The 14742-nt window shown below is 69.2% G+C and carries 14 protein-coding genes, 1 rRNA gene and 1 riboswitch; of the genes, 2 read left to right on the top strand and 13 right to left on the bottom strand.

Translation table 11 applies throughout. From position 1 onward, the window contains the following. Positions 1-25 precede the first annotated feature (25 nt). Positions 26-445: a TOBE domain-containing protein gene (locus ACFPIH_RS35065; RefSeq protein ID WP_381181759.1), complete on the top strand. Its 420-nt coding sequence runs from the start codon at positions 26-28 to the stop codon at positions 443-445. Between the two features lie 48 nt (positions 446-493). Here ACFPIH_RS35065 and gcvP read toward each other — a convergent pair whose 3' ends face one another. Then, complete coding sequence (gene gcvP / locus ACFPIH_RS35060; RefSeq protein WP_381181761.1) at positions 494-3379, bottom strand: aminomethyl-transferring glycine dehydrogenase; 2886 nt, start codon at positions 3377-3379, stop codon at positions 494-496. A 182-nt stretch (positions 3380-3561) separates the two neighbouring features. After that, positions 3562-3657, bottom strand: a riboswitch (glycine riboswitch). A gap of 112 nt (positions 3658-3769) precedes the next feature. On the opposite strand from gcvP, the gene ACFPIH_RS35055 reads away from it, so the two are divergent. After that, on the top strand, positions 3770-4141 hold the full coding sequence (locus tag ACFPIH_RS35055; protein ID WP_381181763.1) for a PRC-barrel domain-containing protein: 372 nt from the start codon (positions 3770-3772) through the stop codon (positions 4139-4141). A gap of 17 nt (positions 4142-4158) precedes the next feature. Here the strand turns inward: ACFPIH_RS35055 and ACFPIH_RS35050 are convergent, their stop codons facing one another. The 12 genes from ACFPIH_RS35050 to rrf form a co-directional block, all read right to left on the bottom strand. After that, positions 4159-4305, bottom strand: coding sequence for a hypothetical protein (locus tag ACFPIH_RS35050; protein WP_381181764.1), 147 nt, complete (start codon positions 4303-4305; stop codon positions 4159-4161). A gap of 101 nt (positions 4306-4406) precedes the next feature. Beyond that, complete coding sequence (locus ACFPIH_RS35045; protein WP_381181766.1) at positions 4407-5867, bottom strand: DNA polymerase IV; 1461 nt, start codon at positions 5865-5867, stop codon at positions 4407-4409. Positions 5868-5934: 67 nt separating this feature from the next. Next, on the bottom strand, positions 5935-6579 hold the full coding sequence (locus ACFPIH_RS35040; protein WP_381181767.1) for a MerR family transcriptional regulator: 645 nt from the start codon (positions 6577-6579) through the stop codon (positions 5935-5937). A gap of 225 nt (positions 6580-6804) precedes the next feature. Further along, positions 6805-7278 carry a bifunctional nuclease family protein gene (locus ACFPIH_RS35035; protein ID WP_004934251.1) on the bottom strand — a complete coding sequence of 158 codons (474 nt, stop codon included), beginning with the start codon at positions 7276-7278 and terminating at the stop codon, positions 6805-6807. A gap of 84 nt (positions 7279-7362) precedes the next feature. Then, complete coding sequence (ftsR, locus tag ACFPIH_RS35030) at positions 7363-8103, bottom strand: transcriptional regulator FtsR (RefSeq protein WP_381181769.1); 741 nt, start codon at positions 8101-8103, stop codon at positions 7363-7365. 42 nt (positions 8104-8145) lie between these two features. Beyond that, complete coding sequence (locus tag ACFPIH_RS35025; RefSeq protein WP_381181790.1) at positions 8146-9030, bottom strand: FHA domain-containing protein; 885 nt, start codon at positions 9028-9030, stop codon at positions 8146-8148. An 82-nt stretch (positions 9031-9112) separates the two neighbouring features. Continuing rightward, positions 9113-9946, bottom strand: coding sequence for a DUF881 domain-containing protein (locus tag ACFPIH_RS35020; protein ID WP_381181771.1), 834 nt, complete (start codon positions 9944-9946; stop codon positions 9113-9115). A 5-nt stretch (positions 9947-9951) separates the two neighbouring features. Next, the gene (locus ACFPIH_RS35015) at positions 9952-10284 is read right to left on the bottom strand and encodes a small basic family protein (RefSeq protein ID WP_003988855.1); all 333 of its coding nucleotides are present in this window, start codon (positions 10282-10284) and stop codon (positions 9952-9954) included. After that, entirely contained in the window at positions 10281-11120 is an 840-nt protein-coding gene (locus ACFPIH_RS35010) for a DUF881 domain-containing protein (protein ID WP_381181792.1), read from the bottom strand. The genes ACFPIH_RS35015 and ACFPIH_RS35010 overlap by 4 nt, the downstream gene beginning before the upstream one ends. A gap of 167 nt (positions 11121-11287) precedes the next feature. Next, complete coding sequence (locus ACFPIH_RS35005) at positions 11288-13783, bottom strand: sugar phosphate nucleotidyltransferase (protein WP_381181774.1); 2496 nt, start codon at positions 13781-13783, stop codon at positions 11288-11290. Positions 13784-13897: 114 nt separating this feature from the next. Beyond that, complete coding sequence (locus tag ACFPIH_RS35000) at positions 13898-14506, bottom strand: CDP-alcohol phosphatidyltransferase family protein (protein ID WP_381181776.1); 609 nt, start codon at positions 14504-14506, stop codon at positions 13898-13900. A gap of 109 nt (positions 14507-14615) precedes the next feature. Then, positions 14616-14732: ribosomal RNA gene (rrf, locus tag ACFPIH_RS34995) — 5S ribosomal RNA — on the bottom strand. Positions 14733-14742: the final 10 nt, after the last annotated feature.

Genomic DNA, 14742 nt, shown 5'->3' with positions numbered 1-14742 from the left:
CACCGGGCGGCCTACGTTGGTGCCCATGACCCTGAGCATCCGCAACCAGCTTCCCGGTACCGTCACCGCCGTCCACCCCGGCGAGGTGATGGCCGCCGTAAAGGTCCACCTCGACGGCGGCCAGGACCTCATGGCGGCCATCACCCTGGAAGCCGCCCAGCAGCTCGCCCTGACCGCCGGTACCGCCGTCCGGGCCCTGGTGAAGTCGACGGAGGTCTCCCTGGCCACCGGCCCGGTCGACGGCCTCTCGATCCGCAACCGGCTTCCCGGCGCGATCACCGGTCTCGTCACCGGCGAAGTCATGGCCTCCGTGAAGATCTCCGTGCCGGGCGGCGAACTCACCGCGGTAATCACCAAGGACGCGGCCATCGACCTCGGCCTCTTCGTGGGCTCCGACGTCATCGCCCTGATCAAGTCGACCGAGGTGTCCCTGGAGACGGTGTAGCGGACAGGCGGGCCCCGGCGCGGCGGCCGGGGCCCCACCTCTCCGGGCTCAGTCCTCGTACGCGTCCAGCGGCGGGCACGAGCAGACCAGGTTCCGGTCGCCGAAGGCCTGGTCGATCCGGCGCACCGGCGGCCAGTACTTGTCGGCGGCGGACACCCCGGCCGGGAAGACGGCCTCCTCACGGGTGTACGCGTGCTCCCACTCCCCGCCGAGCGCGGCGGCGGTGTGCGGAGCCTGCCGCAGCGGGTTGTCCTCGGCCGGCCACTCCCCGGCGCCCACCCTGTCGATCTCCGCGCGGATGGCGATCATCGCCTCGCAGAACCGGTCCAGCTCGATGATGTCCTCGGACTCGGTCGGCTCGATCATCAGCGTCCCCGCCACCGGGAACGACATCGTCGGCGCGTGGAACCCGTAGTCGATCAGCCGCTTCGCGACATCGTCCACGCTGACCCCGGTCGCCTTGGTCAGCGGTCGCAGGTCGATGATGCACTCGTGCGCGACCAGCCCGCCGGGGCCGGTGTAGAGCACCGGGTAGTGCGGTTCGAGCCGCTTGGCGATGTAGTTGGCGCTGAGCACCGCCACCTGGGTGGCCCGCTTCAGCCCCTCCCCGCCCATGAGCCGCACATACGCCCATGAGATCGGCAGGATCCCCGCGGACCCCCAGGGCGCGGCCGAGACCGGCCCGACCCCCGTCGCGGGCCCGGCGGCGGGCTGCAACGGGTGGTTCGGCAGATACGGCGCGAGGTGCGACCGTACGGCCACCGGGCCCACACCCGGCCCTCCGCCGCCGTGCGGGATGCAGAAGGTCTTGTGCAGGTTCAGGTGGGAGACGTCACCGCCGAAGTGGCCCGGCTTGGCGAGCCCGACGAGCGCGTTGAGGTTGGCGCCGTCCACGTACACCTGCCCGCCCGCCTCGTGCACCTGGGCGCAGATGTCGGCGACGTGCTCCTCGAACACCCCGTGCGTCGACGGGTACGTGATCATCAACACCGCCAGCTCCTCGCGGTGCTGCTCGATCCTGGCCCGCAGGTCCTCGACGTCGATCTCGCCGTCCTCGGCGGTCTTCACGACGACCACCCTCATACCCGCCATCACGGCGCTCGCCGCGTTCGTCCCGTGCGCGGAGGACGGGATCAGACACACGGTCCGCCGCTCGTCCCCGTTGGCCCGGTGGTACCCGCGCACGGCCAGCAGCCCGGCCAGCTCGCCCTGCGAGCCGGCGTTCGGCTGCAGCGACACCTTGTCGTACCCGGTGACCTCGGCGAGCTGCTCCTCCAGCTCACGGATGAGCGTGAGGTAGCCCTCCGCCTGCTCGGCGGGCGCGAAGGGGTGCAGCTGCCCGAACTCGGGCCAGGTGACCGGCTCCATCTCGGTGGTCGCGTTGAGCTTCATCGTGCAGGAGCCCAGCGGGATCATGCCCCGGTCGAGCGCGTAGTCCCGGTCGGCGAGCCGGCGCAGGTAGCGCAGCATCGCCGTCTCGGAACGGTGCTGGTGGAACACCGGGTGGGTCAGGACCGCGTCGGACCGCAGCAGCCCGGCGGGCAGCGCCTCCCCGGCCGCCGCGTCCAGCGCCTCGATGTCGCCCTCGACCCCGAAGGCGGCCCACACGGCGGCCACCTGGGCCCGCGCGGTGGTCTCGTCGCACGCGACCGACACCCGGTCGGCGTCCACGCGCCACAGGTTGACACCCCGCTCCCGCCCGGCGGCGACGACCTCGCCGGCCTTCCCGGGCACCCGCGCGGTCAGCGTGTCGAAGTACGAGCCGTGCACGACCTCCACACCACCTGCGGTGAGCCCCGCGGCCAGGATCGAGGCGTACCGGTGCGTCCGCCGGGCGATGGCCCGCAGCCCCTCGGGCCCGTGGTAGACGGCGTACATCCCTGCCATCACCGCGAGCAGCACCTGCGCCGTGCAGATGTTGCTGGTGGCCTTCTCCCGCCGGATGTGCTGCTCACGCGTCTGCAGGGCGAGCCGGTAGGCCTTGTGCCCGTCCGCGTCCACGGACACGCCCACGAGCCGCCCGGGCAGACTGCGCGCGAACTTCTCGTGCACCGCCATAAAGCCCGCGTGGGGCCCGCCGAAGCCCATCGGCACCCCGAACCGCTGCGTCGTACCGACCGCGATGTCCGCCCCGAGCTCGCCCGGCGACTTCAGCAACGTCAGCGCGAGCAGATCCGCGGCGACGGTCACCAGCGCACCGAGCCCGTGCGCCTCGTCGATCACCGCCTTGATGTCCCGTACGACACCGGAGGCGCCCGGGTACTGGATCAGCACCCCGTTGATCTCACGCCCGGCGACCTCGGCCGGGATGCCGTCACTGAGGTCGGCGACCACGACCTCCACGCCCGTCGGCTCCGCGCGCGTCTCGATCACGGCGACCGTCTGCGGCAGCACGTCCGCGTCGATCAGGAAGAGCCCCTTCTTGTTCTTCCCCATCCGCCGGGACAGCGCCATCGCCTCGGCGGCGGCCGTGCCCTCGTCGAGCAGCGAGGCACCGGAGGTCGGCAGCCCGGTGAGGTCGGCCACCATGGTCTGGAAGTTCAGCAGCGCCTCCAGGCGCCCCTGCGAGATCTCCGGCTGGTAGGGGGTGTAGGCCGTGTACCAGGCCGGGTTCTCCATGACATTGCGCAGGATCACCGGCGGCGTGAACGTGCCGTAGTACCCGAGTCCGATCATCGAGTGGAGGACCTGGTTGCGGTCGGCCAGCGACCTCAGCTCCGCCAGCACCTCGGCCTCGGTGCGCGCGCCCGGCAGCTCCAGCGCCCCGGCGTTCTTGATCACGTCCGGGACCGCGGCGGCGGTCAGCTCGTCGAGCGAGCCGTATCCGACCTGGGCGAGCATCTTGGCCCGGGCCTCCTGGTCGGGCCCGATGTGGCGCTGCTCGAAGGGGATTCCCTGTTCGAGTTCGGAGAGTGGAATGCGATCGGCGGTCATTGCTGAGGCCTCCTGGTCTGACGACCTTCAAGGGGCTCCACGGCACGGATCCCCGGACGGCCTCCCCCTCTGTCATCTCAACCTGAGAGCTTCACCGGCCGCCCACGGGCAGCCGGCTTTCACCGTCGGTGAGGACGGAGGCCGTCGACGCCGTCGACATCCGTCCTGCTTTCCAGAGTGACCTCGTCCGTGCGGTACGTGAGCCTGAGAGATTCCGGGGAGGATTTGCTCCTTCGGCGCCTCCGATGGTGTCCGGAGGACTCTCCCGCATGGGGTCTGCAGCCGTTGTCAGACTACCAGCGAGGTCAATGACGGCCCCTCGAGTGGCCGTGCGTCCCAATGTGTTCTTTTGTAGTGCTTACGACGGAGTTGCGAACACGTGGAGGGCCCGTGCAGACCGACATCGATCCGCGCAACCTGATCGGCCGCAAGGCGTTCGACCGCAATGGCGCCAAGATCGGCACCGTCGACGAGGTCTACCTGGACGACGCGACCGGAGTACCCGAGTGGGCGGCCATACGCACCGGCCTGTTCTCCCGCGACGCGTTCGTCCCGCTGGAGCCCAGCAAGCTGGTGGAGGGCACCCTGCGCGTCCCCTTCGACCGGGCCCTGATCAAGGACGCCCCCGACTTCGGCGTGGGCCGCCACCTCTCCCCCGAACAGGAACTCCAGCTGTATCACCACTACGGCCTCGACGTGGCCTCCCCGCCCCCGCTCCCTGACCACGACTTCGGCCGACTGGCAGGCACCGACGAGAGCTGAGCCCCTCCGGCATCTTTTCAGGAGCCGCAGACCCGTATGAGTGCCGCGAGCGCCCCGGCGGGGTCGTGGAGCACCCGCGCGCCGCCCGTGACGACCCGGCGGGCGCCGGCGTCGACCGGGTCGGTCCGCGCCCAGTCCACCGGGACCCGCGGTGCCCCACGCACAGGACCCCACGAGCAGCAGCCCCACGAGCAGCAGCCGCACCACATCACCGCGCCGCTCCGCCCACCGGGCGACCCGCTCGGCAACCTCCCGTACCGTCATGTCACACCCCCTTCACTCTCTGTAACGACTCGGTCTGATCCGGGGTTCCCTCCCCCGCAACGAATCTCTCAGCCGCTTTCCCGGCCGCCTTCTCAGCCGCCTCCTCAGCCGCGGAGTCCCCTTCCTCAGGTGTTCGCCGCACCAGCGGCAAGGGCTCCGCAACCGCCAGCTCGGGATCGTCGACGCGGAACGTCCGCACCCGCCCCGGCTCCGACTCCGGCGTCTCGAACCGCACGGTGACCCGGCCAAGCCCGCTGCCCTGCACCCACCCGTGCCCGAGCTCCGCGTGCCGTACGTCGTGCCCGGGGCGCCACCGGTGCTCGGCCGGCACCGGCTCCTCGCCGACGGGCTCGTCGGGCACCTCTTCCTCGGACAGGTCCGCCCGCTCCTCCGCGGCCTGGGCGAACAGGTCCTCCTGGGTGAAGTCGGCCAGACCGCTGACCCCGACCCCGAGCAGCCGCACCCCGCCCGTCGTGTCCACGGAGTCCAGTAGCCGCGCCGCGGCCTCCCGCACCACCCCCGGATCGTCCGTCGGCCCGCGCAGGGTCTCGGATCGGGTCAGCGTGGAGAAGTCATAGCGCCGGACCTTCAGCACGATGGTCCGCCCCGACAGCCCGGACTCCCGCAGCCTGCGCACGCACCGGTCCGCCAGCCGCCGCACCTCCAGCCCCACCCGGACCCGGTCGTGGATGTCCAGGTCGTAGGTGTCCTCGACCGACACCGACTTCGTCTCCCGCTCCGCCACCACGGGCCGGTCGTCCCGGGCCAGGGCCATCGCGTACAGCGCGTGTCCGTGCGCCTTGCCCACCATGCGCACCAGCTCGTCCTCACCGGCCTCGGCGATCTCGTCGACCGTGGTGATGCCGGCCCGCCGCAGATGGTCGCCGGTGGCCGGCCCGACCCCGGGCAGCGTCCGCACCGGCATGGGTCCGAGGAGCGCCCGCTCGGTCCCCGGCTCGATGAGCACCAGACCGTCGGGCTTGGCCTGCTCGGAGGCGATCTTGGCGAGCATCTTGCAGGACGCCAGCCCCACCGACCCCGTGAGCCCCGTGACGGCCCTGATGTCCGCCCGCAGCCGGATCCCGGCCAGCAGCGCCGACTCCCCGTCCCAGGCGGTACCCCCGGCCTCCAGGTCCACGAACGCCTCGTCGAGGCTCAGCGGCTCCACCAGCGGCGACAGTGCCCGCAGCAGCGCCATCACCTGGTCGCTGATCGACCGGTAGAAGCCGAAGCGCGGGACGAGGTAGGCGGCGTTCGGAGCGAGCCGGCGCGCCTGGGCCATGGGCATCGCCGAGTGCACCCCGAAGGTCCGCGCCTCGTACGACGCGGTCGCCACCACCCCGCGCGGCCCGAGACCGCCCACGACCACGGCCTTCCCGCGCAGACTCGGCTTGGACGCCTGCTCCGCCTGGGCGTAGAAGGCATCCATGTCGAGATGCAGGATCGTGGGCGCGTTTCTCACACGTCCGATGCTGCACTACGGCACTGACAACAGCGTCGGCACGGCGCGGGCAGCGGGCCGCCGCGGCTCAGACCGCCCGGTTGCGCCGCCGTGCCAGCTCGTCCGCCGGGTTGGGCCCGACGAGCGTCTCTCCGGTGTCGACCCGCTCGCCGTGCAGCTGCGACAGCGCGTTCTCCACGTCCCGCCAGACCACGCCGACGGCGATCCCGAAGATGCCCTGGCCGCCCTGGAGCAGCGCGTGGACCTCGTCCGGCGAGGTGCACTCGTAGACCGTCGCGCCGTCGCTCATCAGCGTCATGCGCTCCAGATCGCGGAAGCCGCGCTCCCGCAGATGCTGGACGGTGGTGCGGATGTTCTGCAGCGACACCCCGGTGTCGAGGAATCGCTTGACGATCTTCAGGACGACGACGTCCCGGAAGCTGTACAGACGCTGCGTGCCGGACCCGTACGCGGGCCGCACGCTCGGCTCGACGAGGCCGGTGCGCGCCCAGTAGTCGAGTTGCCGGTAGGTGATGCCGGCGGCCGCACAGGCCGTCGGTCCGCGGTAGCCGATCTGCTCGGACGCCATGGATGTCGCCCCTCCGCTGCTCGGCACGGCCGCCGGTCGCTGCGGAACGTGATCGGCCGCGCTGCCGTAAAGCGGGTACGGACCGCTTCCCCCGATACCGAGTCCGGGGGCACCCCCAGCCGTACCGTCGCCGCTGCTTCTCACGCCGACCTCCGTCCTTGACCTGCCTTCTCGACGGTAGGCAGTCACCAGGGGTGCGTCAACGATCGCCACACTCGCCACGCCGAGTGATAATCACCCTAGGAGTGGTTTCCCGCACCCCGTCGCGGGGAAAGGCTAGCCGAATGCGCTGAGAAGTAGCCGTAGGACGCTCTCAGCCGCCACTGGCAATTGCCGGGACCTGCGCGCCTACGGGCCGGGCCCGAGCGGCTACTGGTTGCTGGTGCCGAAGTCCTCTGGCGAGATCTGGTCGAGGAACTCGCGGAACTTCTCCACCTCGTCCTCCTGCTCGTCCGGAATGGCGATTCCCGCGTCGTCTAGCACCGTGTCGCTGCCGTAGATCGGCGTCCCGGTACGCAGCGCCAGCGCTATGGCGTCGGACGGGCGCGCGCTCACCTCGACACCGCTGGCGAACACCAGCTCCGCGTAGAACACGCCCTCCCGGAGGTCCGTGATCCGCACTTCCGTGAGCTCCTGGCCGACGGCCTCCAGCACGTCCTTGAACAGGTCGTGGGTCAGCGGCCGCGCAGGGGCCATGCCCTGCTGGGCGAAGGCGATCGCCGTCGCCTCCCCCGGTCCGATCCAGATGGGGAGGTAGCGGTCGCCTCCCACTTCGCGCAGCAGCACGATCGGTTGGTTGGAGGGCATTTCGACCCGGACACCTACGACATCGAGCTCGTTCACACAGCAACCCTAGGCCGTGCCCGGGACGTTTGGGTAGTCGGGCCGGGAACGTGCGGCCGATCCGCCGAGGGCGAAATCAGCGGCTCACGGCAGCCGCACCCCGAGCGCGGTCTGCACGAGCGCCGCATGGAGTTTCACGGTGAGCCCCGCCAGTTCCTTCGTCCGGGCCTCGGCATGTGCCCTGGTCTGCGGGTTGCGGTGCCGCTTGAGCGGGGCGACCACCTGGTCCACGAGACCGGCCTCACGGTCGGCCGCGGCCTTCATCACCCGCAGATGCCGGGGCTCGATCCCGAACCGCCCCAGTTCGGCCACGAGCGTGGCCACAGTGGCCGCCTCTGCGTCGTAGACCCCGCCTTCCAGCGGCACCAGGAGCCCGTAGGACTCCCACTCCACCAGCACGGGCTCGTCGATCCCGGCCGCCGCCAGCAGCTCCGCCCGCCCGATCCGCGCCGCGGTGGGCGCGTCGGGCGCCTCCAGGACCGTCGTCTCTCCGTCCCGCTGCCGCCCCACGGTCGGCAGGGGTACGGCCTCACCACGCTCCACGGCGTCCAGGTGCTCCCGGATCACCTTCAACGGCAGATAGTGGTCCCGCTGCATCCGCAGAACATGGCCGAGGCGCTCGACGTCCTGCGGGCTGAACTTGCGGTACCCCGACGGGGTCCGCTGCGGTTCGATCAGCCCCTCCGCCTCCAGGAAGCGGATCTTGGAGATGGTGACCTCGGGAAACTCGTCACGCAGCACGTTCAGCACGGTGCCGATGCTCATCGGACCACCGTCCGCGGCGGCGGTGCCGTGCCCGGCACCGCCCCTCGGTGTTTGAAGCATGGACCTTCCCTTGATTCCCCCCGGATGGAATCCGGGGGAGGGTCAGTAACCCCGCTGGCTCGGGTAGAAAACCAGCCGGTACTTGCCGATCTGCACCTCGTCACCGTTCGCCAGTGGGACCTCGTCGATCCGCTCCCGGTTGACATAGGTGCCGTTCAGGCTGCCGACGTCCGCCACCTTGAACGTGCCGTCCGCGCCGCGGCGGAATTCCACGTGGCGACGCGAGACCGTCACATCGTCCAGGAAGATGTCGCTCTGCGGGTGCCGCCCGGCCGTGGTCAGATCGCCGTCCAGCAGGAAGCGGCTGCCCGAGTTCGGACCGCGGCGCACGACCAGCAGCGCGGAGCCCAGCGGCAGCGCGTCGACCGCGGCCTGCGCCTCCGGGGAGAGCGCCGGCAGCTGGGTCTGGCCGGTGACCTCGGAGTCGTAGGCCTCAAGACCGGAGATGGAGATCGTGGAGGTCGTCTCCGACGCGCGCTCGGGCGTCAGACCGGGGCGCAGGGGAGCACCGCAGTTGGAGCAGAAGCGGCTGTTCTCCGCGTTGCGGTTACCGCACCTCGTACACACCAGGGCCGACATAGGGGAAAACCCTCCACCCGCACTTGAGGCTGACGGTTGGCCGAAACCTATGCCGCCGGACTGGGCAGGGTCAACAGCCGCCGCACCCTGACCTCCGGAAATGTCACCACCCGGACCACCCACCTGGTCACGGAACAGCGGTCGCTGGCCCTCTTCGTCGGGCTGTGCGCGATGGCGAGCGGTCGCGTTGTCGCTGCCCTCTCGCGCGCTCTTGCCGAACAACTTCGCAAACAACTTCACGGGCGATTCCCCTTGACCGAAACAGACCCGCCCGTGGGGCAGGACGAACCCTGACTGATTACACCGGCCGACCCGGACATCTTCACAACGTCCGTATCCACCAGACAGTTTCCACCACGCACCACCCGATCGGTGCGCCGACCCCCCGCAACCTCTTGCCCCTGCCGGACGGCCCCCATGCACCCCCGGTTCACCGTGAGGACGACCGAGCGTAGTCAGGCTGCTCGGCCGCTCGCAAGGCGTCCACGACGATCTTGTCCGACCGCTCGACGGTCACCGTGGCCTGCTCCTTCTCCAGAGTCTGCACCACGCCTCCAGGAATGTTCAGCGCCGGTTCGAGGTCCTGCGGATTGCCGATGACCTTGAAACGGAAGGGCGCATTGATCTTGTTCCCGTCGACACTCACGCTCTTGTCGGAATCCGTCAGATAGGTCCCGGCGACGACGCGCACGCCGTTCACCTGGATCGCCTCCGCCCCGGCGGCGCGCAGCTCCTGGATCGCGTCGAGCAGCATGTCCGCCTCGACCGTCCCCTTCGTGTCCTCGATGGTCATCGTGATCCCCGGCCCCTGGGCGGCCACCGTGCCCGCCAGGATGCCGAGTTGCCTCTCCTTCTCCACCGTCTGCTTCCGGGCCTCCTCCGCCTGGTCGGAGCTGTTCTCCAGCTCCGCCCGCTGCTTTTCGAGCCCTTGCTTCTCGTCCTCTAGACGCTGACTACGGTCATCGAGTTCATCAAGGATGCGGACGAGGTCCTCCTGGCGCGCACCCCGCAGCGCGTTCCCGCTGTCGCTGTTGGAGGCGACCTGGACCGCGAGACCGAAGCCCAGGCCGAACAGCAGCAGGGCGACGATGAGTTGGGCCCGGGTCACCCGGAGCGGCCACAGCCCGTTCGCCAGCCGCTGCCGGCCGGTCAGCGCCGCGTCCGCCGGCTCCTCGGCCAAGGGCTGCGGGGTCTCGGTCGCCGGGACCTCCTCGGGCAGTGCCTTGCGGAGCCTGTTCTCGGGCACCTGATCCTGATCGTTCATCGGCCTCACGCCCGGAAGACGTGCCGGCGGATCGCGGCGGCGTTGGAGAAGATCCGGATACCGAGGACCACCACGACGCCCGTGGACAGCTGCGCGCCCACGCCCAGCTTGTCGCCGAGAAACACGATCAGCGCGGCCACGACCACGTTCGACAGGAACGACACCACGAAGACCTTGTCGTCGAAGATGCCGTCGAGCATGGCCCGCAGACCCCCGAACACGGCATCCAGCGCCGCCACGACGGCGATCGGCAGATAAGGCTCGACGACCGCCGGAACCTCTGGCCGGACCAACAGGCCGGCCACGACTCCCACGACGAGGCCCAGTACGGCGATCACGATGTGCCCTTCTCACTTATCGGCTGTGCTGTACGGACGATCACACTCGGTGCGGCGGGCAGCCGGACGTCGTCCTCCACGGAAATGGCCGTCCGGATGCCGTAGTTCTCCTGCAGAACGCTCAGATACACACCGTCCGAGCTGTTCTGGAACTTTGTGCTGAGGGTGTTCCCGTCCCCCACCGCGAGCACCGTGTACGGCGGCACCAGCGGCTTGTTGTCGACCAGTATCGCGTCACCCGCGGCCCTGATGGCCGACAGCGCCGTCAGGCGCTGTCCGTTGATCGACACGGCCTCGGCACCCGACGCCCAGAGCCCGTTGACGACCCGCTGCATGTCACGGTCGCGGACCCGTCCCGTGTCGGAGAACCCGGAGGTCTCGCGCGGGTCGCCGTCTCCGCCGGTGGAGGCTTCCTTGGCATCGTTCACGACGAGTTTCACCCCGGGGCCGTGCACCTCCACGGCGCCCGACAGGATGTCCACGAGATCCGCGCGGCCGTCGCCGCCACCGCTGTCCTTGAGGGCCGCCCGCTGCCGCGCGCTCACGTCGTCGCGCAGCTCGTCGACGGTCCTCTCCAGCTTGTCCGCGGCCTTCGTCTCGCTGTCGATGCGGTCGATCAGCTCCTCGCGCTCCTTGGCCACGACCGGAGCCGCGATACGCGCCTGCGCCGCCCCGACAGTCACCACGAGGGCCGCGAGCACCAGCCCGGCAGCCAGCCCGACCTTCGCCCGCAGCGTCTTCGGCAGACCGCCGGCACCCTCGGACTGCTTCCGGGCGGCGGCCTCGGCGTATCCCTCGTCGAGGCTGTGGTCCATGACGTTGGTGAGCAGCGACATGGAGGCGTCCGGGCGCGACACGCGCGTGGGTGTGCTCCGAACGGGGGGCTGCTGCGGCATGCCGCACATCGTCGCATGTCGCGGCCGCTACCTCCGAATGGCCCCACCGGCATGCCGGACAGGCCCCCTTGGGGACACTTGTCCGGCACGCGCGTGTGCCGCCCGAATCAGCGCCCGGCGCTGTCCACGACCGACGACCACTCGTCGAGCAGGGCCTGCGCGGAGGCGTCGTCGGGGCCCTCCGCCCACAGATGGGTGACGGCCTCGGCCGGGTCGGGCAGCACCATCACCCAGCGCCCGTCCGTCTCCACCACCCGCACACCGTCCGTGGTGTCCACGAAGCGGTCTCCGGCCGCTTCGACGACCCGCCGCATCACCAGGCCCTTGACCGCCCACGGGGTCGCCAGATCCCGCTTCAGGACGTGCGCCCGCGGAATCCGCGCGTCGATCTGGCTGAGCGTGAGCTGCGTCCGCGCCACCAGCCCGATCAGCCGTACGAAGGCGGCCGTGCCGTCGAAGACACTGCTGAACTCGGGGACGATGAACCCGCCCTTGCCGTCTCCGCCGAAGATCGTCGTCTCGTCCCGGCCGACCCTGGTCAGGTCGTCGGGCGAGGTCGTCGTCCACTCCACCTGGGTGCCGTGGTAGGCCGCCACCTGCTCGGCGATCCTCGTCGTCGTCACGGGAAGCGCCACCCGCCCGCTGCGCCGCTCCGCGGCCACCAGGTCGAGCAGCACCAGCAGAGCACGGTCGTCCTCGATGATCCGGCCCTTCTCGTCCACCAGGGAGAGCCGCTCACCGACCGGGTCGAACCGCACCCCGAACGCGGCCCGCGACGACGCCACGATCTCGCCGAGCCGTACGAGCCCCGACCGGCGCTGGTCACCCGTCTCCGTGGGCCTGGACTCGTTCAGACCGGGGTTGATCGTCAGCGAGTCCACCCCTAGCTTCCCGAGCAGGCTCGGCAGCACCAGCCCCGCGCTTCCGTTCGACGCGTCGACGACGACCTTCAGCCCGGACTCGGAGATCCCGGTCGTGTCGACGTTCCGCAGCAGCGATCCGGTGTACGAGTCGAAGACGCTGGCCGGAAAATGCAGGTCCCCGATCTCTCCCGGGAAGGCCCGCCGGTACTCCTGCCGCGCGAACACCCGGTCCAGCTTCCGCTGACTGGCCTGCGACAGATCGGCACCCTGTCCGTCGAAGAACATGATGTCCACGGAGTCCGGTACCCCGGGCGAGGTCCGGATCATGATCCCGCCGGCGCTCCCCCGCGCGGTCTGCTGTCTGGCCACCGGCAACGGCACGTTCTCCAGGTCCCGGACGTCGATGGCGCTGGCCTGCAGCGCGGAGATCACCGCCCGTTTGAGCGCCCGGGCGCCACGGGAGTGGTCACGGGCCGTGGTGACCTGGGAACCCTTCTTGAGCGTCGTCGCGTAGGCGCCGGCGAGCCGCACGGCCAGCTCTGGCGTGATCTCCACATTCAGGATTCCGGACACCCCGCGGGCGCCGAACAGATGCGCCTGGCTCCGGGACTCCCAGATCACCGAGGTGTTGACGAACGCGCCGGCCTCGATGGTCTTGAACGGATAGACCCGTACGTTCCCCTGCACGATCGATTCTTCACCGATCAGGCACTCGTCACCGATGACGGCGCCGTCCTCGATCCTGGCGGCCCGCATGATGTCGGTGTTCTTGCCGACGACACAGCCGCGCAGATTGCTGTGCTGACCCACGTACACGTTGTCGTGCACCACGGCCCTGTGCAGGAACGCCCCGCTCTTGACGACGACATTCGACCCTACGACGGTGTGCTCGCGGAGTTCCGCACCGGCCTCCACCTTCGCGTAGTCCCCGATGTACAGGGGCCCGCGCAGCACCGCGTCCGGATGCACTTCGGCACCTTCCGCCACCCACACGCCGGGGGAGATCTCGAATCCGTCGATCTCGACGTCGACCTTGCCCTCCAGCACATCGGCCTGGGCCTTCACATAGCTCTCGTGGGTACCGACGTCCTCCCAGTAACCCTCGGCGACGAAGCCGTAGACCGGCTTGCCCTCCTTCATCAACTGAGGGAAGACATCACCGGACCAGTCGACGGACACATCCGCCTCGACATAGTCGAAGACCTCTGGCTCCATGACGTAGATACCGGTGTTCACGGTGTCCGAGAAGACCTGGCCCCAGGTCGGTTTCTCGAGGAAACGCTCGACCTTGCCCTCTTCGTCGACAATGGTGATGCCGAACTCCAGCGGATTGGGCACCCGCGTCAGACAGACGGTGACCAGCGCGCCCTTTTCCTTGTGGAAGCTGATCAGCTCGGTGAGGTCGAAGTCAGTGAGGGCGTCACCTGAGATGACGAGGAAGGCGTCGTCCTTCAACGCCTCTTCAGCGTTCTTGACGCTTCCCGCGGTTCCGAGTGGCTTCTCCTCGTTGGCATAGCTGAGCTCCATACCGAGCTCTTCACCGTCACCGAAGTAGTTCTTGACCAACGACGCCAAGAACTGGACAGTTACGACGGTCTCGTTGAGCCCATGCCTTTTGAGCAGCCTCAGCACGTGCTCCATGATCGGTCGGTTGACGACCGGCAGGAGTGGCTTGGGCATGCTCGAGGTCATGGGACGAAGGCGTGTGCCTTCGCCTCCGGCCATCACGACGGCCTTCATGTCGGAAGCGTCCTCCTAGAAGAGATGACGGTCTAGCCGACTTCACCCATCCAGATTGTCCCGCACTTTTCCGAAGCGGGCCATCGAGCCACTGCTACCGCCCAATCGGCGAGCTCAGCCGGCCATGGCGTCCGCACGAACGAGGCGGCGGACCTGTACCACGTAGAGGACTCCTGCCCACCAGTAGAGCGTTGTACCCCATCCTGCGAACGCCCATCCGAAAATAGCAGCGAGTGACGCAATCCATCCACTTCCGTCACTGAGCAGGAGCAGCGGGAAGGCGTACATCAGGTTGAAGGTGGCGGCCTTGCCCAGGTAGTTCACCTGTGGCGGCGGATAACCGTGGCGCCTGAGGATGCCCACCATCACCAGGAGAACCAGTTCCCGCACTACAAGTGCAGCAGTCAACCAGATTGGCAGAATCTCTCGCCAGGTGAGGCCGACCAGAGTCGAGACAATGTAGAGGCGGTCGGCGGCCGGGTCCAGGAGCCGGCCGAGGCTGCTGACCTGATTCCAGCGCCGAGCCAGCTTGCCGTCCAGGTAGTCGCTGACTCCGCTCAGAGCCAGCACAAGAAGAGCCCAGCCGTCGCTCTGCGGGCCCCCGAACTCCGGCCTGAGGATCAACCACAGGAACAGGGGCACACCGACGAGACGGGCCATGCTGAGGATGTTCGGGATGGTGAGGACCCGGTCGGTCTGAACACGGGTCTCCTGGACCTCCACCCGGGGGCCTCCAGTGGGAAACGAGCCGATGATGCCCCCTGACCCTACCTCAACGCAAAAAAGCTCTGGCCCCTGGGCTGTTCGCCCAAGAGCCAGAGCTCTAAAAGGAGTTCGGCGGTGTCCTACTCTCCCACAGGGTCCCCCCTGCAGTACCATCGGCGCTGTAAGGCTTAGCTTCCGGGTTCGGAATGTAACCGGGCGTTTCCCTCACGCTATGACCACCGAAACACTATGAA

This window comes from Streptomyces vulcanius (assembly GCF_042653945.1).
In the GTDB taxonomy this organism is placed as follows: Bacteria; Actinomycetota; Actinomycetes; order Streptomycetales; family Streptomycetaceae; genus Streptomyces; species Streptomyces mangrovi.
This window is presented reverse-complemented; position numbering and strand designations above follow the sequence as displayed.